We start from the raw sequence: 19,590 nt of genomic DNA on the forward strand, positions 1-19,590 counted from the left end.
TTATCAGAGGAAAGAACCGGACAAAAACTATGCCCGGTTCCGATAATCGTCCCTTTATTCGAGGAGTCCTTCCTCTTCAAAGTATCTCTCTGCACCAGGGTGAAGTGGAAGGTCTTGAGCTCCAGTCAATGCACTGTCTTTTGTAATCAACTTCGCTTGTGTAATGGACATGTCACCAGAGCTTTCAAATAGTGTTTTGGTCATTTCATAAGCCAGGTCTTCACTCACTTGACTAGTAGAGCCTAAAAGAAGAGCCATAGCCGTGATAGTTTCGACAGGTTCCTCTTGCCATTCATAGGTCCCGGGTTCTACCGTATACGCTTCGTATTGACTGTTTGCTACGACCTCATCTAGAGCATCGCCCTCAATATTTAGGAATTTGACTTCATTTGTAGCAGCAGCTAATTCATCTGTGGTAGAAGATGGGACACCTACCACAGCAAAGGAAGCGTCGATCGTGTTGTTCTGAAGTTTACTTTTTGCGTCGCCAAACCCTTCTTCAAAAGCTTCATAATCCCCTTCTTCTATTCCATAGGCAGCGAGAACCATTTCCGCTGCTTCACGTGTTGCTCCTCCAGGTGGACCAACAGCAACTTTTTTCCCTTCCAGGTCTTCGATTGATTCAATTCCAGTAGATTCAAGAGTAACAACTTGGAGGGCTTCCGGATAAAGGGAACCGATAACCCCAACATTACCGACATCTTTCCCTTCGAATTCACCTGTTCCTTCCACAGCATTGATCATCGTTGTATTTTGCGCTATCCCTAATTGAAAATCTCCAGATTGAATTTTAGCAATGTTTTCCACGGAAGCTCCGGATTCTACGGAGCTGGCATCGAAACCTTCTACATCAATGTTGTCTTTAAAAAGGTTGGCCATCTCTCCACCAAGTGGGTAATAGACACCACCAACACTACCAGTTCCCATAGTCAGATTGGTCATTTCTTCCGCATCATCGCTTCCATTGTCTCCATCTGATGAACCGCTTGTCCCACTCTCGCCACAAGCGCTAAGGATCATACTGACAGAAATAAGCAAGATGATGAAAAACCATGAAAATTTCTTCATACCCTTACCCCCTATATTTTTTAATTTTGTATGTCTTTTTGATTCAAACAAGTTCATCCATTTAAATCAAAAAGTTCCTTATATTTACACTACCTTGTTTTTCAGCATATTACAATAATATTGCGAAAATTGAGATTATTGATTGTTGCATTTCTTTTACAACCTGATTTATAGATAGAAAAAGAGGCTGAGAAATAAGTATGAAAGTATTGTCATCCTGTTAAAATACGATATAAAAACGCGTAAAATCAGATTTAAAAATCCTGATTTTACGCGTTTTTTGGTCAAGCGAAGTTTTGTCCGAGTCTCTCTTTTTCTATGGGAGGCTTTCACATACAAGGCCATCATCGTCATTCCCATCAAGCCTATGAGGATCTACACCTGGCCCCCCGGCAGCTTCATAAAATTCCTGTGCTCCCTCTTGGGTGGTGAAATCACCACAATCACGATCAGGTCCATCTGGATTAAAAGGTAAATCCCCCTTATAAGAAGAATCTCTTTTTTCTTTTTCTTCTGTGGAAAAACCACCATCCGTCACATACCCATCTATGCTCCATATCCCTTTATCCTGTTGCTTCGCACGAGATTCTGCCTCCGACATAGCCTCTGCGTGCGTGTAAGGAGGATCATAAACATAAGCATAACGAGCAAGTCCTTTTTCTAGTAGTTGTTGGTTGAAGTTTTTACCATCGACCCATATATAGGCAAGGATACGATCATAATGGTCGCGTTTCGGTCCATCATATTCCACCCGCACCTCTTCATCTAGCAGGACCTCTTTTGCATAGTTACTTGCCTCAGGTCCGAACGGTTGTACAGGCTTAGATGGATGAATCGTCTCAGGAGTATCGACAAGTAGAAGACGTACACGTTCTTCTTTTCCTTTCAACTGGATATCAATAGTATCCCCATCCACCACATTCGTGACTTTTGCTCTTACTTTTTCTTGCTCTGTAGGATTATCACCTTTAGAAGCCTCTACTTCTGAAGGAGCTTCGCTTTTTTCCATTTCATGTTCTTGCTGATCTGTTTCCTGATGTTCCTCTGTCTGTTCTTTTGTTTCTATTTCCTCATTTACTCTATCTTCTGTAGTACAACCTACAAGAAAGAAAAATAGGAGGGTAAATAAAAAAAAGAAACGTCTGAATCGGGATTCCATGCACATTCCTCCTTAATCTAAGGTGATGTTTAAAAGGGGGGAAGAAAATAAATCGTGCGGGAAAGTATAGGGTGAAATCTATAGTGTTCCTATTTTACTAGCCTGAAAGTTTATTGACAAACGAGCGATTAAACAAGTTTCGTTATGTATCTATGGTATTTAATAAAAATTCATCCATACTTTCAACGAAACGACCCATATTCCGTTTTGTGTCAGCTAGGAACGCAGAGGATGAAATATTGACAAAACAGGTGTTTTTTCGAGACACTAGTATTATTAAATGATAGGGAGAGATACATATGGCATTTGTCATTACACAACCTTGTAAAGGCGAACAGGCAGGCGAATGTGTGGATGTCTGTCCTGTTGATTGCATTGAAAAAGGGGAAGATCAGTTTCTTATCAACCCTGATCTGTGTATCGATTGTGGAGCTTGTGTTTCCGTTTGCCCGGTAGACGCCATTGTGGAAGAATATGAACTTATGCCTGAAGAAGAGCCTTACTTAGAAAAAGCCGAGAAATTCTTCGGGACCATATAAAGGATAGATAAAATCGCCCAGTTATGATAATGCTGGGTGTTTTTTTATTATGCAGGAACCTTTAATTAACGACAATTTGATTTAAAAAAGAGGGAAATGGGGTAAGAGAGTAGAAAGAATTAATATATTATAATCTTTGTTCAGGAGTTGATTAAATGCTGGTGTCTATTCATCCGCCCGAAGGTATTTGTCACAATAGGTATTTTCTGATCGATCAATTAAAGGACTTAGGGTACACAGAAGATAGTTTCGGAAAAAGGACAAATGAAATGACTTTACCGGAATTGCAGCAAATTTATATCAACTTGGAGTATCAAAGAGAGACAGCTTTAAAAGGATGAATTTGGAAAAGTCAGAGTTGAGCTCTGGCTTCTTTTTTGTTTTAAGAAAAGGTCAATCACTGTTGAATCCTATGTAGAAAATATTTCATCAGTGTCCTCGATGTATTGCGGTAGCTTGCAAGACAGAGGGATGAAAAATCCTTAATGGTGGCCCTTGCGATAAAGTTGTTTGTGAAGGTTCAAATCGGAAGGATAATGTTATATTGGAATAACGAACATAAAAAAACCAGAGCAGTAGTAAGGCTGCTCTGGTAATGAAAGAGGGAGACATACTACAGATAAATATCGTAGAGGATATGTCTCGCCATTATTATAACTAATCCTATTTCAGAAAAACAATAACACGTTAAAATTCTTTATATTGCAAAGATAAAAAACAATGAACCAGAAGGTATGGAAAACCTCTGGTTCTTTTAATTGGATCGCTCTTTATCGCGTCCTTATCTTCAACACTTTGTCCGGGTGTGAATACCTTAATGACAGGTACTAGTTATTTTCCCGTGAACGATCAAATTAGTTGTAGAAAGAAGCTCCTACAATAATCAATAGGATGAACAAAACAACGATCAAAACGAAAGTGCTACCTCCGTAATTACCGCCGCCATAACCGCCGCCGTAACCGCAGCCACCATACCAGCCCATATCTTTCACCACCTTTTCAAGTCCTATATGACAAACTATGATAGTCCAAGCTTTTGTGGCAGGGCGAATGGCTATTCGGAAAAATCTGTGTTTCCGGTTCAAGTTGCTATTCATCTGCCACCGAATATAAACGAGCATATTTCTCTGCTTATTTTTATCTGAATCACCCTTCATCTAAGATAAAAAAGAAAAAAAGAAAGGGTGGTAAAACGTTGAAGTGCAAGTGTCCCAAGCGTGTAAGCGCTTCACATATTTAATGAATAATCCGAGTGTTCAGAAAATTTACTAAAAACCTGTTGACCTTCCCTCAAAATGGGTTTAAAGTAGTCCTCAATCAACCACATCGATCGCAAACAATCGACCGGTTGGTTCATGTGGAAAGACCTGTATGGGACCCTGACAATGTAAGAAATACACTTACCAATAGGGTCCACATTTTTTACACATTCTTTTACTATTTCAAACATTAAACTATAAAAGAAAGGAGTGCTGAGAGTGAGCAGCCAATGGATTTATATGAGCGGCGAATATGTAAAGAAAGAAGAAGCCGTCGTTTCCGTTTATGATCATGGTTTCTTATATGGAGATGGGGTGTTCGAAGGAATTCGTGTTTATGAAGGCAACATTTTCAAGCTCGATGAACACTTAAATCGACTCTACGATTCAGCGAAGTCGATCATGTTACAGATTCCATATAGCAAGGAGGACCTCGAAGAGATTATTGCGGAAACGGTCCGCCGCAACCAGTTGGAAACAGCGTACATTCGTGTCGTTGTATCCAGAGGCTCCGGTAACCTGGGTCTTGATCCATCCAGTTGCGCAAATCCACGCTTGGTTGTCATTGCTGAAGCGCTCGCTTTGTTCCCGAAAGAGTTATATGAACGTGGGGTCCGGCTTGCATCTGTTTCAAGCCGACGGAATCGTCCAGATGTATTACCCCCACAAGTGAAATCATTAAACTACTTAAATAACATTCTCGTTAAATTGGAAGCCAATCAGGCTGGCGTTGATGAAGCTCTAATGCTCAATGATCAAGGATATGTAACAGAGGGGTCTGCTGATAATATTTTCATTGTGAAAAACGGCACGATCCTTACACCACCTACGTATTTAGGTGCTTTAGAAGGAATCACCCGAAATGCAATCATTGATTTAGCTGAGGAGAAGGGATACAAAATCAAAGAGCAACCGTTCACACGCCATGATGTATATGTCGCTGATGAGGTATTTTTAACAGGTACGGCGGCTGAAGTCATTGCCGTTGTGGAAGTCGATCAACGAGTAGTGGGTGATGGAAAACCAGGTGTTGTTACAAACCATCTGCTTTCAGAGTTCAGAAAAGTGACAACGACAGACGGATACAAAGTGTATAGCGAAGATCAAGCTAACGTGAGCTGAAGTACAGCAATCAGAGACTATTGAAATTGATAACTGAATATTACCGAACACGATGATAGGAATAAAGGAATAAGTGAATGTATTCCCAGAGAGCCGGGGTTGCTGGAAGCCCGGAAATACATCTTATTCTGACATCATCCTTGAGTGTCCACGCTGAACGTTTGCAAGTAGGCGGGACCAGGTGTTTCACCGCACCTGTTATCAAAAGGGGTTCATTAGGAACTCCATAAGGTGAAGCTTTTTAGAGCTTCACGAATGAGGGTGGTACCGTGGAAGTAAAGAGAGACCTTTTCACCCCTCACATTCTTACGACACTGTTGCGTTGTAGGAATCTGAGGAGGAAGAAGGTCTCTTTTTTGTTCGATAATCTGGAGGTTTGAATTGGAAGCCTCGGGTGTCCATGTTTAGCAAAAGCGCCTCTTCTTTTGATGGCTTACGTCCATTCTCTCTTAGACATAATGTGTCACAGCGAGTCATGTACCGCTTTTCATAAAAGATATTTCCACACAGGAGGGATGAAAAAATGAAAGCACAGGCAAGTGCGGAACAACAAACCGCAACAAAAACAGGAGCCGATTTGCTCGTGGAAGCATTGATCGGTCAGGGTGTCGAAACGTTATTCGGATATCCAGGAGGAGCTGTTTTACCGATTTATGATGCGCTCTACCGCGCAGAGGGAAGCTTTGATCACATTCTTCCACGGCATGAACAAGGAGCGATTCATGCAGCAGAAGGATATGCCCGTGTGTCCGGGAAGGCAGGGGTTGTTATCGGAACGTCTGGTCCTGGCGCAACAAACCTAGTGACAGGCATTGCCGATGCGATGATGGATTCGATTCCGCTGGTTGTTTTTACGGGTCAGGTTGCTAAAGGTGTTATCGGTACAGATGCTTTCCAGGAGTCAGACATCATGGGAATTACGACGCCAATCACTAAACACAATTATCAAGTACAGGATATCGAGGACTTGCCTCGTATTGTCAATGAAGCATTCCATATCGCAACGACAGGACGTCCTGGGCCGGTAGTCGTCGATATACCGAAAGATATCAGTTCAACCGTTTATGAAAAACAAGTGAATCATGAATTTCATTTGCCTGGCTATCAACCGAACTTAAAGCCGAACCCACTTCAAATAAGTAAATTGCATGATGCTTTAATAGTAGCGAAAAAACCGGTTGTCTTAGCAGGAGCAGGGGTTATTCATGCAGAAGCTTCGGAACAGTTGAAAACATTCGTGCAAAACTATCAGTTACCTGTTACAACTACGCTTCTTGGTTTGGGAAGTTATCCAGGAAGTTGTGATCTTTCCCTGGGGATGGCTGGAATGCATGGAACGTATTCTGCCAATATGGCCCTATATGAATGTGACTTGCTAATTAACATTGGTTCCCGTTTTGATGATCGCCTGACAGGAAACTTAAAGCATTTTGCTCCGAATGCAACAGTCGCTCATGTGGATATCGACCCAGCAGAGATCGGGAAAAACATCCCGACTCAGATTCCGATTGTATCGGATGCGAAAGCAGCGCTTGAGGCTTTGAATACAAAACCAGTGAAGGGGCTGCAGCATAAAGGTTGGATGGAAGCAATCAGCCAAAACAAAGTCGATTATCCCTTGTGGCACGATTTACCTGAAGAAGCGATTGTCCCTCAATGGTTGATGCAGAAAGTATATCAATATACGGACGGGGAAGCGGTCGTGACAACAGATGTCGGGCAACACCAAATGTGGGCAGCTCAATACTATCATTTCGATAGGCCGAACCGCTGGGTGACATCCGGCGGACTTGGAACAATGGGATATGGATTCCCTGCAGCTATCGGTGCCCAACTCGCAGATATGGACTCCACTTGTGTGGCGGTCGTCGGTGACGGTGGATTTCAGATGACTTTGCAAGAGCTTTCTGTATTACAAGAACGGAAACTTCCAGTCAAAGTATTGATCGTCAACAACCAGGCACTAGGAATGGTGAGGCAGTGGCAAGAGAAATTTTACAGTGAGCGCTACTCAGAATCCATCATCGATGTGCAGCCTGATTTTGTGAAACTTGCAGAAAGCTATCAAGTTCCGGGATATAAGATTGAAACACAGGAAGAGCTTTTGCAAGTTTTGCCTAAAGTGCTTGCAGATGATCAACCAGCCGTTATCGATTGCCGAGTCCTGCAAAAAGAAAATGTCTATCCAATGATTGCACCTGGTAAAGGACTTCATGAAATGATTGGGGTGAAACGATGAAGCGAATCGTGACAGCAACCGTTCATAATCGAAGCGGGGTGCTGAACAGGGTAACAGGTTTACTCGCCAAAAGGCAATTCAACATTGAAAGTATTTCTGTCGGTCGTACAGAAACAGACGGTGTATCAAAAATGACATTCGTCGTGGATGTGGAAGATGATCGAAAGCTCGAGCAGCTTACAAAGCAGCTGAATAAACAAATTGATGTCTTGAAAGTATCAGATATTACAGACAAAGCGATTGTTGCTCGTGAACTTGCGATGGTGAAAGTGATTAGTAACCCGCAAATCCGTAGTGAAATTCAAGGGATAATCGAACCATTCCGGGCATCGATCATTGATGTCAGTAAAGAAAGTGTCACAGTTCAAGTCACTGGAAAATCTGACAAAGTCGATGCGCTCATCGACCTGTTGAGGCCATATGGCATAAAAGAACTTGCCAGAACAGGGCTGACAGCTTTCACCCGCGGTCATCAACCGCAAGTGGCAGAATTCAAATCTTACTCTCTACTAAAATAACTTTTGAAAAGGATGGATGAAAAAATGGCACACGTATACTATCACAATGATATCCAAGATGAGGTACTAAAAAATAAAAAGGTCGCAGTCGTAGGTTACGGTTCACAAGGCCATGCTCACGCTCAAAACTTGAAGGAAAGCGGTCATAACGTCGTTGTTGGTCTTCGTAAAGGAAAGTCCTGGGATAAAGCCGAACAGGATGGTCTCGAAGTAAAAACGGTCGCTGAAGCAGTGGCTGATGCGGATGTCGTCATGGTTCTACTTCCAGATGAGTATCAGCCAAAAGTATATGAAGAGTCAATCAAACCGAATTTGAAAGCTGGTGCCGCCCTGGCATTTGCTCACGGATTCAATGTTCACTTTAACCAGGTGGTTCCTCCATCTGACGTTGATGTCTTCCTTGTTGCACCTAAAGGACCTGGTCATCTTGTTCGCCGTACATTTGAAGAAGGTGCAGGCGTACCAGCACTAATCGGTGTCGAGCAAGATGTGACAGGAGAAGCGAAGGACATCGCTCTTGCCTATGCCAAAGGAATTGGCGGTGGCCGTGCAGGAGTATTGGAAACCTCTTTCCAGGAAGAAACAGAAACAGATCTATTCGGAGAGCAAGCGGTCCTATGTGGTGGGCTTTCAAGCCTTGTCAAAGCTGGGTTCGAAACGCTGACAGAAGCGGGTTATCAGCCAGAAGTTGCGTACTTTGAGTGTATGCACGAGTTGAAGCTGATCGTTGACCTGATGTATGAAGGTGGTCTAGAAGGAATGCGTTATTCTATCTCTGATACAGCACAGTGGGGTGACTTTGTTTCCGGACCACGCGTTATTGATGAAAGTACCAAAGCTCGCATGAAGGATGTTCTTACAGATATCCAAACAGGGAAGTTCGCTAAAGGCTGGGTCCTTGAAAATCAGGTGAATCGTCCTGAGTTCAACGCCATCAATGCTCGCGAAAACAATCATCAAATCGAGAAGGTGGGTAGAGAGCTCCGCGAACTAATGCCGTTTGTTAAGAAGTCCCAATCCAAAGAAAAGGATGTGGTTTCCCATGGCTCACGTTAATGTTTTCGACACAACCCTTAGAGACGGAGAACAGTCCGCTGGCGTCAATTTGGATCGCTTAGAAAAAGTTGAAATTGCCAAACAGCTGGAACGTTTAGGTGTAGATATCATGGAGGCGGGCTTTCCCGCTTCCTCTCAAGCCGATTTCGAAGCGGTGAAAGAGATCGCAGATACCGTCCGTGGTTGTTCGGTGACAGGGTTAGCGAGAGCGAACAAGCGTGACATTGATATTGCATGGGAAGCTTTAAAAGGTGGAGCGGAGCCGAGGTTGCATGTATTCATCGCAACTTCTCCGATCCACATGACGCATAAGTTGAAGAAGACGCCAGATGAGGTTGTCGAAAAAGCGGTTGAAATGGTCGCTTATGCGAAAGAAAAATTTCCACATGTTCAATTTTCTGCAGAAGACGCATTGCGTTCCGATAAAGATTTTCTTGTTCATATCATTGAAAAAGTGATCGATGCGGGAGCAAGTGTGATCAACCTTCCAGATACGGTCGGGTTTACAACCCCAGATGAAATCGGACGTCTATTCCGTTATGTACGGGAAAATGTACCGAACATCGACAAGGCGATTCTGTCGACTCATAACCATGATGACTTGGGAATGGCAGTCTCCAACTCGCTTGCTGCTATTGAAAATGGAGCGCGTCAAATTGAAGGTACAATCAATGGAATCGGGGAACGTGCTGGAAACGCAGCCCTTGAAGAAATTGCGGTAGCTTTGAAAATCCGCCAAGATCGTTTTGACTATGAAACAGGTCTGGTATTGAAGGAAATCAAACGTACAAGTGATCTTGTAAGCCGCTTGACAGGGATGCAAGTTCCAGGTAACAAAGCCGTTGTTGGGAGAAATGCTTTTGCCCATGAATCTGGTATTCACCAGGATGGCATGTTGAAGGAATCTACTACCTACGAAATTATCACTCCAGCGATGGTAGGCATCGACTCCAACCGTATGGTGTTGGGAAAACATTCAGGGCGACATGCGTTCAAACAGAAATCCGAAGAGCTTGGCTTTGCTCTTAATGAAAATAAATTGAAAGAAGCATTTGAATCTTTCAAGACGTTGACAGGTAAGAAAAAGGAAGTCACAGATGATGACTTGTTTGCGATTTTGACTGATACACAGACAGAAAATGAAGATCAGGCTAAATACGAGTTGAAAGCATTTCAAGTTCAATATGGAAGCATTAACCGTCCAACTGCAACGATACTGCTTACTCGTCCGGACGGGGAAGAAGTGGAAAAAGCGAATACTGGCGAAGGAAGCGTCGAGGCGATTTATAATACATTAGATGATTTGATCGAAGCAGATGTTCACCTCCAGGACTATCAATTGAGTTCGATTGGTAAAGGCCGCGATGCGCTGGCTGAAGTGCACGTCCAGCTCACAGTCGATGGAGTGAAAGCCTCTGGTCGTGGTTCTGCTCAAGATGTTCTGGAAGCATCTGCCCACGCGTTCTTAAATGCCGTCAATCGTACGCTTTACAAGAGTAAACAGGAAGCTTTTCAAAAAGTGCAAGTATAACTTAAGGGGGATGTACATGGAGAAACATATCGTTCTTTTGCCAGGGGATGGAATCGGTCCAGAAGTGACGAAAGCTGCGAAAAACGTTTTGCAGGCAATTGCGGACAGATATCATCATTCATTCACATTTGAAAGTCATGACATCGGGGGAGCGGCCATCGATCACCATGAAACACCGCTCCCGGAAGATACCGTAAAAGCAGCCAAAAAAGCGGATGCCATTTTTCTTGGAGCAGTCGGAGGGCCGAAATGGGATCAGCTTCCAGGTCATATGCGACCGGAAAAAGGGCTGCTCGGCATCCGTAAACAGCTTGGTTTGTTTGCGAACCTCCGTCCGGTCAAAGCGTTCCAGCAGTTGCTCCATGCATCACCTTTAAAACAGGAAGTCGTTGCCGCAAGCGATCTATTGATCGTCCGGGAGTTAACGGGAGGATTATACTTCGGTGAACCTCGTGAACGCCGTAATAACGGAAAAACAGTCGTAGATACACTGGCTTATGAGAGAAGTGAGATAGAGAGAATCGTTGATCAGGCTTTCCAAAGTGCCCAAGTCAGAAGGAAGCATGTCACTTCCGTCGATAAAGCCAACGTACTGGAATCGAGCCGTCTGTGGCGTGAGGTTGTGGAAGAAAAGAAACACCAGTATCCAGACGTTACTGTGGAGCATATGCTTGTTGATGCAGCAGCGATGAAGCTCGTCACAAACCCAGCTTACTTTGATGTAATCGTCACAGAAAACATGTTCGGCGATATTTTAAGTGATGAAGCCTCCGTGTTGACTGGATCTCTCGGGATGCTTCCATCAGCGAGTTTGAACGAAAGAGGCGTCGGTTTGTATGAACCGGTCCATGGATCAGCTCCTGATATAGCTGGCCAGGATAAAGCTAACCCGTTAGCTAGCATTCTATCGGTCGCGATGATGCTGAAGCACTCGTTCGGCATGGAAGAGGAAGCAGAACAATTGGAAGCGGCCGTACAGGAAGTTCTGGATGAAGGATATCATACCGCAGACATCGATCTCGTCGGAGGTACTGTCGTAAGTGGAAGTGAGCTTGCAAGAAGAGTCGTCGATCAAATCAGTACAAGTGATACAACAGAAAATATCATGCGTTGTTACGTGTGAGTAAGGAAAGCAGGTAAGAAAGAAAGGCATTGGCTCTCTCAAGGGTAAGGGGAGTGCCTTTCCTTCTTCTTTTACTAATATCAGAAGGGAGCGGAACGGAATGAGTCAACCAAAAACGATTGTCGAAAAAATTTGGGATCAGCATGTCGTCCATGAAGAAGAAGGGAAGCCGAATCTCCTCTATATCGACTTGCATCTGATTCATGAGGTGACCTCTCCCCAGGCGTTCGAAGGGTTGCGGATGAGTGGTAGGAAAGTAAGGCGTCCAGATCGGACTTTTGCTACGATGGACCATAACGTACCGACAATCCACAGAAATGTCATCAAAGATGCGGTCTCAAAAAAGCAAATGGAGACATTAGAGGCTAATTGTGAAGAGTTCGGTGTTCGTCTGGCGGATATCAACCACCCGGATCAGGGAATTGTCCATGTCATCGGTCCGGAGCTTGGGTTGACCCAACCAGGAAAAACCATTGTCTGTGGGGACAGTCATACTTCCACACACGGTGCATTCGGAGCCTTGGCTTTTGGAATTGGTACAAGTGAAGTGGAGCATGTGCTTGCGACACAATCTTTGTGGCAGTCCCGTCCAAAGACATTGCAAATAAAAGTAGATGGTCTACTGGGAACAGGGGTCACAGCCAAAGATTTAATTCTAGCGATTATCGGTAAGTATGGCGTCCGCTTCGGTACCGGGTATGTCATCGAGTATACAGGTGAAGCGGTTCGCAACCTCTCCATGGAAGAGCGGATGACGGTTTGTAATATGTCGATCGAAGCGGGTGCCAGAGCCGGGTTGATCAGCCCTGATGCCACGACGGTTGATTATTTGAAAGGTAAACGCTATGTTCCCGAAGGTGAAGCATTTGATGAAGTCGCTGAAGAGTGGTTGGCCCTTGCTTCTGATGAAGGAGCTGAATACGATCAAACACTGAGTATCCACGCAGATGAAATCGAACCACAAGTTACCTGGGGAACGAATCCAGCTCAATGTGTACCTGTCGGTGGCCGTGTGCCGGATCCGAAAGAAGCTGACAATGATCGAGATGGTATCGAAAGAGCAATTGAATACATGGGCTTGGAACCGAACCAGAGTATTGAGTCGATTCCTGTGGAGCATGTGTTTATAGGTTCTTGTACGAATTCAAGATTGAGCGATCTTCGTAAAGCGGCAGAAATCGTACGCGGTGGCCGTGTCCATGAAGGTGTGAGAGCGCTCGTCGTTCCAGGTTCCAAATCTGTAAAAGATGCAGCGGAAGCGGAAGGACTGGACACCATTTTTATAACGGCAGGCTTTGAATGGCGTGAGGCCGGATGCAGCATGTGTCTCGCAATGAACGACGACATCGTCCCACCAGGCGAACGTTGTGCTTCCACGTCCAACCGGAATTTCGAGGGGCGCCAGGGGAATGGAGCCCGTACCCATCTCGTCAGTCCAGAGATGGCGGCAGCAGCTGCTTTGGAAGGTCACTTTGTCGATGTCAGAAAATACGCCATTACCGTAGGAGGTTGAGCCGATGGAACCGATCAAACAACATAAAGGTCTGGTCTACCCATTGGATCGAGAAAATGTCGATACCGACCAGATCATTCCTAAACAATTTTTGAAACGGATAGAACGTCAAGGATTCGGCCAGTTCCTTTTTTACAACTGGCGTTTCTACGATGATGGAACTCCACGGGAAGATTTTTCATTGAACGACTCAAAGTATGATGGGGCTTCCATTCTTGTCGGCGGAGAAAACTTCGGGTGTGGTTCCTCACGGGAACACGCACCTTGGGCGATCCAGGACTATGGTTTCAGAGTTGTCATCGCACCGAGTTTCGCCGACATTTTTTACAACAACTGCTTCAAAAATGGTATTTTACCCATTCAGTTGCCGAAGACGGTTGTTGATCAGCTGATGGAAAAGGCGAGCAAGGAGAAGTATGAAGTGGAGGTCGATTTGGAGCGACAAGTCATTTTTGATGGCAGCGATATTGAAGTGTTCTTCGATATCCAGTCGTATCACAAAGAGATGTTGTTGAACGGCTGGGATGAAATTGCTGTCACATTGACGTATGAAGACAAAATCGACCAGTACGAAAAACAAAACAAAGGAGTGAAGACGTTGGGGATTTCTTAACGCTAGCAAAAGTAATGGATGCACAGGAACAGTTGCAAGAGGTGGTGCACCGTACACCACTGCAAACATCGAAAACCTTCAATGAAAAGACTGGACAGCACGTTTACTTGAAGATGGAGAATCAGCAGAAAACAGGAGCTTTCAAAGTGCGTGGGGCTTCTTACAAAGTCGCTTGTTTAACAGAGGAAGAAGCATCGCGCGGCGTCATTGCCGCTTCTGCCGGAAATCACGCCCAGGGAGTGGCTCTCGCAGCATCGAAACGGGGCATTCAGGCGCAAATCTTCATGCCTGAAGGAACACCTCGAGCAAAAGTAGAAGCAACCGAGGGGTATGGGGCGAAAGTTGTCCTTACTGGTGAATCGTTCCAGGAAGCTTATCAGGCAGCGGTTCTGGAACAGCAACAAGCGGGAGCTACTTTCCTTCATCCGTTCGACGATTATGACGTGATGGCAGGTCAGGCGACCGTTGCTGTTGAAATGCTGCAACAACAACCGGATTTAGAACGTCTATTCGTGCCGATCGGTGGAGGCGGCCTGATCTCTGGTGTTGCTTTCGCTGCCAAACAACTGAAACCAGACATTAAAGTCATCGGTGTTCAGTCGGCAAAAGCGCCGTCGATGTATAATGCACTCTATAAAAAAGGTCCTGAAAAACTGACATCCGTCTCAACGATTGCTGACGGGATTGCTGTGAAGGAAAGAGGGAAACTGACCTATACGTGTATCCAGAAATATGTGGATCAGGTGATTACTGTGGAAGAGCATGAAATCGCTGAGGCGATGCTTATGTTGCTTGAACGGGAAAAAACATTGGTGGAAGGAGCTGGAGCTACTGCGCTCGCTGGCCTTTTAAGCACATGTGATACGTTTGAAAATGAGCAATGCGGCGTTGTCCTGAGTGGTGGGAACATGGATCTTTCCCGGTTACCACTGGTTCAAAAGCTAGCCAACCCGAAAAAGATGGTCATCGCGTAAGGTGACAGCCAGGAAGAGAGTGAGAGCTCTTTTCCTGGCTTTTTTTATTGTCCAATTTGTTACTAAATGGCCCATCACTTTTTATCTCACAGGATAGTACCCCGCCTTTGATCATTTACTCCTTTAATGGTTGTGAACTAGCGATAAATTAAGTGGATTCTGTGTAAAGAGGGAGGAAATGTCCACCAGGGATGATCATCAGGCCCATAAAAGGAAAAACAGCCAAAATACAGAAATTTTATAAAAAGATGTATTGACCTTCCACTTACTGGAGCGTTTATAGTATGATTTGTAATAGATAATGAGAATCAATATCAATTGATGGTAGTTAGGAAGAGCTGGTTATGAAGAGAAGGTATTTATTTTTATTGTTAATAGTATTTTCAGTGCTGTCACTCTTTATCGGGGTGTCGAAACTCCCTATTACAGAGATTCATCACTGGAACGAGCACCAGTGGCACGTATTTTGGATCAGTCGTTTCCCTCGTCTGATGAGCATATTGATTGCCGGGGTAAGTATGGCGATAGGTGGATTGATCATGCAGCAGTTAAGCCGTAACAAGTTTGTATCCCCGACAACAGCTGGGACGATTGATTCGGCAAGGCTCGGGATAGTTTTTTCCTTGATCTTTTTTTCGTCCGCAACGCCGTTGGTCCAGACGATGATATCCTTTCTATTCGCTTTAGCTGGAACAATGATTTTCATGCAGATTCTGGACAAAATCAAACTGAAAGATGCGATCTTCATACCGCTTCTCGGAATCATGCTTGGAAATGTGATCAGTTCCATTACGACTTTTTTCGCCTATCAATTTGACTTGATCCAGAGTATGTCTTCGTGGCTGCAAGGTGATTTTTCGATGATATTGAAAGGCGATTACGAGCTTTTATACATAAGTGTTCCGCTTGTGTTCATGGCTTATATCTTCGCCCATCGTTTCACTATAGCGGGTATGGGAGAGGATTTTTCGAAAAACCTCGGTCTCAACCATAAACAGGTTGTCTACATAGGCTTGTTCATTGTTGCTTTAATGACTTCTGTGGTTGTGCTGACTGTCGGGGCTATTCCATTTCTTGGGTTGATTGTTCCGAATATTGTATCCATTTATCGAGGCGACAACTTAAAGAACAGTTTGGGACATACGGCACTGCTTGGTGCATTGTTTGTTCTATTCTGTGATATTCTCGGCCGAGTCATTATATACCCCTATGAAGTCCCTATCGGATTGACGGTCGGAGTTATCGGGAGCGCCTTATTTATTTACTTGTTGTTGAGGAGAAAAGCTTATGCAGCATCGTACTAAACTTTATATCTTATTCTTCCTTGCTATTATTCTTACAGGCTTATTTCTATTCACAGACCTTAGGAATCCTGAGTATGTCCTACCGAGAAGGACGATGAAGGTACTTGCGATTATTGTGACAGGAACAGCGATTGCTTTAGCGACTCTTGTGTTTCAGACGATTACGAATAATAGAATTTTGACTCCGAGCATGATCGGCTTTGATTCTCTTTATATGTTGCTGCAAACTGGAATCATTTTCATATTCGGTTCCACACACATCACACTCATGAACAAATATCTCAATTTCGGCTTGTCTCTTTTGTTCATGGTCGGTTTTGCACTGATTCTCTATCGCTTTCTCTTCAAAAAGGAAGGGCAACCAATCTATCTGCTTTTGCTTGTCGGGATTATTTTGGGGACTTTTTTTGGAAGTCTCACGACGTTCATGCAAGTTTTGATCGACCCGAATGAGTTTCAGTTTATCCAGGACAAGATGTTTGCCAGTTTCAACAATGTCCACACAGAGCTTCTCTACATAAGCATCGGAGTATTGGTTATTACTTTTCTTTACATGATGAGGTATATGAAGTATTTAGATGTTCTTTCCTTAGGTAAATCCCATGCAGTGAATTTAGGTGTCCCTTACGATTCTGTGGTGAAAAAACTGTTGATTGTAGTGACGATCTTCATTGCCGTAGGAACGGCATTAGTCGGGCCGATCACGTTTTTAGGACTATTAGTTGTCAATATTGCCTATCATTTTCTGCCGACGTATAAGCATTCCATTTTGATGATAGGCTCCTCATTCATCGCTATCATTGCGCTTGTCGGTGGTCAATGGGTGGTCGAACGAGTATTTACCTTTTCAACGACAATCAGTGTCATCATTAATTTTGTTGGAGGGGTGTATTTCATACATCTACTATTAAAGGAGAATCGATTGTCATGAAACTATTTTCTGTCAGCAAACGTTATGCCGATAAAAACGTGGTCGATGACGTGACCATTGATATTCCGAAAGGTAAAATCACTTCCATGATTGGACCGAACGGGGCGGGGAAAAGTACAGTGCTTTCCATGATGAGCCGCCTTTTAGCTAATGACGGAGGAAAGATTCGCTTAGACGGGCAGGAAGTGAAGGACTGGGATTCGCCGAAGTTATCTAAAAAGCTCGCCATTCTTAGACAGTCCAACCATCTAACCGTGAGGCTCACAGTAAGAGAACTTGTTTCGTTTGGCCGCTTCCCTTATTCGAAAGGTCGTCTGAAGGAAAGTGACTGGAATAAAGTGGATGAGGCGATTGCCTATATGGAATTGGAAGACATCGAGGACCGGTTTTTAGATCAGTTGAGTGGAGGGCAAAAACAACGGGCGTTCATAGCAATGGTCATTGCTCAGGATACGGACTATATTCTGCTTGATGAACCTCTTAACAACCTTGATATGAAGCATTCCGTTCAAATAATGAAAGTATTGAGGCGTCTGGTTGATGAACTGGGTAAAACGGTTATCGTCGTTATTCATGATATCAATTTCGCTTCCTGCTATTCCGATTATATCGTTGCCTTGAAAGATGGCCGGGTTCGTAAACAGGGGCCTGTTGACGAGATGATCTGCCGTGATTGTTTAAGCGATGTTTATGATATGGACATTCCTGTTCAACAGATTGATAAAAATAAAATTTGCGTATATTTCGCATGAAGAGGGTGGATAAAGTGAAAAAAACAGCTTGGTTCATGGTATTAATATTGAGTTTGTTGCTGGCAGCATGTGGGACGGAAGGAGAGGCAGAAGAAACTAATGGTCAAGAGGAAGAACAAGTGACCGTCGATCATAAGCTCGGAGAGACAACCGTAGATAAAAATCCGGAAAAAGTGGTTGTATTCGACTTTGGAACACTCGATACACTACAAGAGCTAGGAGTGGAAGTAGCTGGGGTACCGAAAGATTCTCTCCCTTCTTATCTTTCCGACTATGAAGGGGATGATTATGCTCATGTTGGCGGTTTGAAAGAACCAGACTTTGAAGAAATTTATGAAGTCGAGCCGGATTTGATCATCATCTCCGGCCGTCAATCGGATCTATATGAAGAGTTCGCTGAAATTGCACCGACTATTTATGTGGAACTGGATGCGGAAAACTACATGGATTCTTTTAAAGGTAATGTAGAGATGCTTGCCAACATTTTTGACAAACAACAGGAAGCAGAAGAAAAACTTGCAGCAATCGAAGAAAATGTGGAGAATCTTAAGGCGGACACATCTGATGCAGAAGGTCTGATTGTTCTGGCTACAGGTGGGAAACTGAGCGCCTATGGGGAAGGGTCACGTTTTGGTATTATCCATGATACGTTTGGTGTTCAGGCAGTTGACAAAAACATTGAAGTGGCCACACATGGGCAAAAAGTATCTTTCGAATACATTCTTGAACAAAACCCTGATTATTTGTTTGTGATTGACAGAGATGCGGTTGTAGCAGATGAACCAGCAGCGAAACAGATGATGGAGAATGAGGTGGTCAAACAAACCGCAGCGTATGAAAAAAATCAGATCGTGTATCTTGATCCGAATTACTGGTACCTGTCCGGCGGAGGCTTACAATCCGTCCAGGCTATGATCGATGAAATCGAAACAAGCATGGAATAAGGGAAATTCAGGAGCAGAGGATATTGATCCTTTGCTTCTTTTCCATATGTAGAAGGGGGAGAATGACTATGCATAAACGCTTTACGATCGGGGAGATTTCAAAATTACATAACATCCCTGTGAAAACGCTGAGGTATTACGATGACATCGATTTGTTCAAACCTTATGAAGTAGATGAACGTACAGGCTATCGCTATTATTCTACAGAACAATTCGAACATTTGAATACAATTCATTATTTACGGGAAATGGGAATTGCATTGAAAGATATCAAGAATGTTTTTGAAAGAAGAGACACTGATTTCTTTTATACGCTATTACAGAAACAAGAAGAAGCAGTTGCACAGCAAATACGGGAGTTGGAAAAAGTGAAACAGCGGGCGAGGAACCGTATGGATGATCTGGCGTGGGCAATGAACCTCACTAACGTCGGAATACCGCATCTGCAGAAACTGGAAGAACGGCATATACTTGAATTGAAAGAGCCGATACATACACATGCGGAGCTTGAGTTAGCGTTGAGAAAACTAGAAAATCTCACGAAGCGGAAAGCAACTGTGTTCATAGGCGGTGTAGGAGTAAGGCTGCCTTTGGAGGCTTTACAATCAAAAAAATTCCAAGCTTACGAGTCTATTTTTATAATGGCTGAAGAAAAAACAGATAGTCCTTTATCCACCGTTTTACCGGCTATGACGTATGCATGCATCTATTGTAATGAATCACGGCTAGAGTCCCCGGGTGATTATTATGACAAACTAATGGATTACATAAATGACCAGGGCCTACGCGCAACAGGGGAAGCCATCGAGCGTGTCATCATTGATGATTATGTAACGAAAAACAAAGACGAATATTTATATGAAATACAAATCCCAGTCGTAAAAAGAAAAGCGCATGCGCCCTGGGAGACACGAAACGCATAAGCAAAACGGCTGGAGGAAGGTG

Annotated in this window: 19 protein-coding genes; 16 read left to right on the forward strand and 3 right to left on the reverse strand. The window is 43.8% G+C overall.

What is annotated here, in order from left to right:
- Positions 1–54: 54 nt before the first annotated feature.
- Together BMZ58_RS07215 and BMZ58_RS20655 are read right to left on the reverse strand one after the other, a co-directional pair.
- Complete coding sequence (locus tag BMZ58_RS07215) at positions 55–1,068, reverse strand: TAXI family TRAP transporter solute-binding subunit (RefSeq protein ID WP_075035873.1); 1,014 nt, start codon at positions 1,066–1,068, stop codon at positions 55–57.
- Between the two features lie 316 nt (positions 1,069–1,384).
- Positions 1,385–2,227 (reverse strand): thermonuclease family protein, encoded by an 843-nt coding sequence (locus BMZ58_RS20655; RefSeq protein WP_244151506.1) that lies wholly within the window; start codon positions 2,225–2,227, stop codon positions 1,385–1,387.
- 299 nt (positions 2,228–2,526) lie between these two features.
- Here BMZ58_RS20655 and BMZ58_RS07225 point away from each other — a divergent pair, with 299 nt between their 5' ends.
- The gene (locus BMZ58_RS07225; RefSeq protein ID WP_075035874.1) at positions 2,527–2,766 is read left to right on the forward strand and encodes an indolepyruvate ferredoxin oxidoreductase subunit alpha; all 240 of its coding nucleotides are present in this window, start codon (positions 2,527–2,529) and stop codon (positions 2,764–2,766) included.
- Between the two features lie 155 nt (positions 2,767–2,921).
- On the forward strand, positions 2,922–3,107 hold the full coding sequence (locus BMZ58_RS07230; protein WP_075035875.1) for a hypothetical protein: 186 nt from the start codon (positions 2,922–2,924) through the stop codon (positions 3,105–3,107).
- A gap of 513 nt (positions 3,108–3,620) precedes the next feature.
- Here the strand turns inward: BMZ58_RS07230 and BMZ58_RS07235 are convergent.
- Entirely contained in the window at positions 3,621–3,749 is a 129-nt protein-coding gene (locus BMZ58_RS07235; RefSeq protein ID WP_075035876.1) for a YjcZ family sporulation protein, read from the reverse strand.
- 495 nt (positions 3,750–4,244) lie between these two features.
- Here BMZ58_RS07235 and ilvE point away from each other — a divergent pair, with 495 nt between their 5' ends.
- The 14 genes from ilvE to BMZ58_RS07305 all read left to right on the forward strand — a co-directional run bounded on the left by ilvE (position 4,245) and on the right by BMZ58_RS07305 (position 19,568).
- Complete coding sequence (gene ilvE / locus BMZ58_RS07240; protein WP_075035877.1) at positions 4,245–5,147, forward strand: branched-chain-amino-acid transaminase; 903 nt, start codon at positions 4,245–4,247, stop codon at positions 5,145–5,147.
- A 523-nt stretch (positions 5,148–5,670) separates the two neighbouring features.
- Complete coding sequence (ilvB, locus tag BMZ58_RS07245) at positions 5,671–7,386, forward strand: biosynthetic-type acetolactate synthase large subunit (protein ID WP_075035878.1); 1,716 nt, start codon at positions 5,671–5,673, stop codon at positions 7,384–7,386.
- Entirely contained in the window at positions 7,383–7,904 is a 522-nt protein-coding gene (gene ilvN / locus BMZ58_RS07250) for an acetolactate synthase small subunit (RefSeq protein ID WP_075035879.1), read from the forward strand. The genes ilvB and ilvN overlap by 4 nt, the downstream gene beginning before the upstream one ends.
- 24 nt (positions 7,905–7,928) lie before the next feature.
- Positions 7,929–8,960: a ketol-acid reductoisomerase gene (gene ilvC / locus BMZ58_RS07255; RefSeq protein ID WP_075035880.1), complete on the forward strand. Its 1,032-nt coding sequence runs from the start codon at positions 7,929–7,931 to the stop codon at positions 8,958–8,960.
- Complete coding sequence (locus BMZ58_RS07260) at positions 8,947–10,491, forward strand: 2-isopropylmalate synthase (RefSeq protein WP_075035881.1); 1,545 nt, start codon at positions 8,947–8,949, stop codon at positions 10,489–10,491. The genes ilvC and BMZ58_RS07260 overlap by 14 nt, the downstream gene beginning before the upstream one ends.
- 16 nt (positions 10,492–10,507) lie before the next feature.
- Positions 10,508–11,614: a 3-isopropylmalate dehydrogenase gene (gene leuB / locus BMZ58_RS07265; protein WP_075035882.1), complete on the forward strand. Its 1,107-nt coding sequence runs from the start codon at positions 10,508–10,510 to the stop codon at positions 11,612–11,614.
- Between the two features lie 100 nt (positions 11,615–11,714).
- The gene (leuC, locus tag BMZ58_RS07270; protein WP_075035883.1) at positions 11,715–13,127 is read left to right on the forward strand and encodes a 3-isopropylmalate dehydratase large subunit; all 1,413 of its coding nucleotides are present in this window, start codon (positions 11,715–11,717) and stop codon (positions 13,125–13,127) included.
- 4 nt (positions 13,128–13,131) lie between these two features.
- Positions 13,132–13,740 (forward strand): 3-isopropylmalate dehydratase small subunit, encoded by a 609-nt coding sequence (gene leuD, locus BMZ58_RS07275; RefSeq protein WP_075035884.1) that lies wholly within the window; start codon positions 13,132–13,134, stop codon positions 13,738–13,740.
- Between the two features lie 14 nt (positions 13,741–13,754).
- The gene (gene ilvA, locus BMZ58_RS07280; protein ID WP_075035885.1) at positions 13,755–14,714 is read left to right on the forward strand and encodes a threonine ammonia-lyase; all 960 of its coding nucleotides are present in this window, start codon (positions 13,755–13,757) and stop codon (positions 14,712–14,714) included.
- Between the two features lie 344 nt (positions 14,715–15,058).
- Positions 15,059–16,018, forward strand: a complete 960-nt coding sequence (locus tag BMZ58_RS07285) for an ABC transporter permease (RefSeq protein WP_075035886.1) — start codon at positions 15,059–15,061, stop codon at positions 16,016–16,018.
- Positions 16,002–16,949: an iron chelate uptake ABC transporter family permease subunit gene (locus BMZ58_RS07290; protein ID WP_075035887.1), complete on the forward strand. Its 948-nt coding sequence runs from the start codon at positions 16,002–16,004 to the stop codon at positions 16,947–16,949. The genes BMZ58_RS07285 and BMZ58_RS07290 overlap by 17 nt, the downstream gene beginning before the upstream one ends.
- Positions 16,946–17,701 (forward strand): iron ABC transporter ATP-binding protein, encoded by a 756-nt coding sequence (locus BMZ58_RS07295; protein WP_075035888.1) that lies wholly within the window; start codon positions 16,946–16,948, stop codon positions 17,699–17,701. Before BMZ58_RS07290 ends, BMZ58_RS07295 begins: the two co-directional genes overlap by 4 nt.
- A 14-nt stretch (positions 17,702–17,715) precedes the next feature.
- Complete coding sequence (locus BMZ58_RS07300) at positions 17,716–18,645, forward strand: siderophore ABC transporter substrate-binding protein (protein WP_075035889.1); 930 nt, start codon at positions 17,716–17,718, stop codon at positions 18,643–18,645.
- 68 nt (positions 18,646–18,713) lie between these two features.
- Positions 18,714–19,568 carry a MerR family transcriptional regulator gene (locus tag BMZ58_RS07305; RefSeq protein WP_075035890.1) on the forward strand — a complete coding sequence of 285 codons (855 nt, stop codon included), beginning with the start codon at positions 18,714–18,716 and terminating at the stop codon, positions 19,566–19,568.
- Positions 19,569–19,590: the final 22 nt, after the last annotated feature.

This window comes from Halobacillus dabanensis, assembly GCF_900114165.1.
GTDB classification, from domain to species: domain Bacteria; phylum Bacillota; class Bacilli; order Bacillales; family Halobacillaceae; genus Halobacillus; species Halobacillus dabanensis.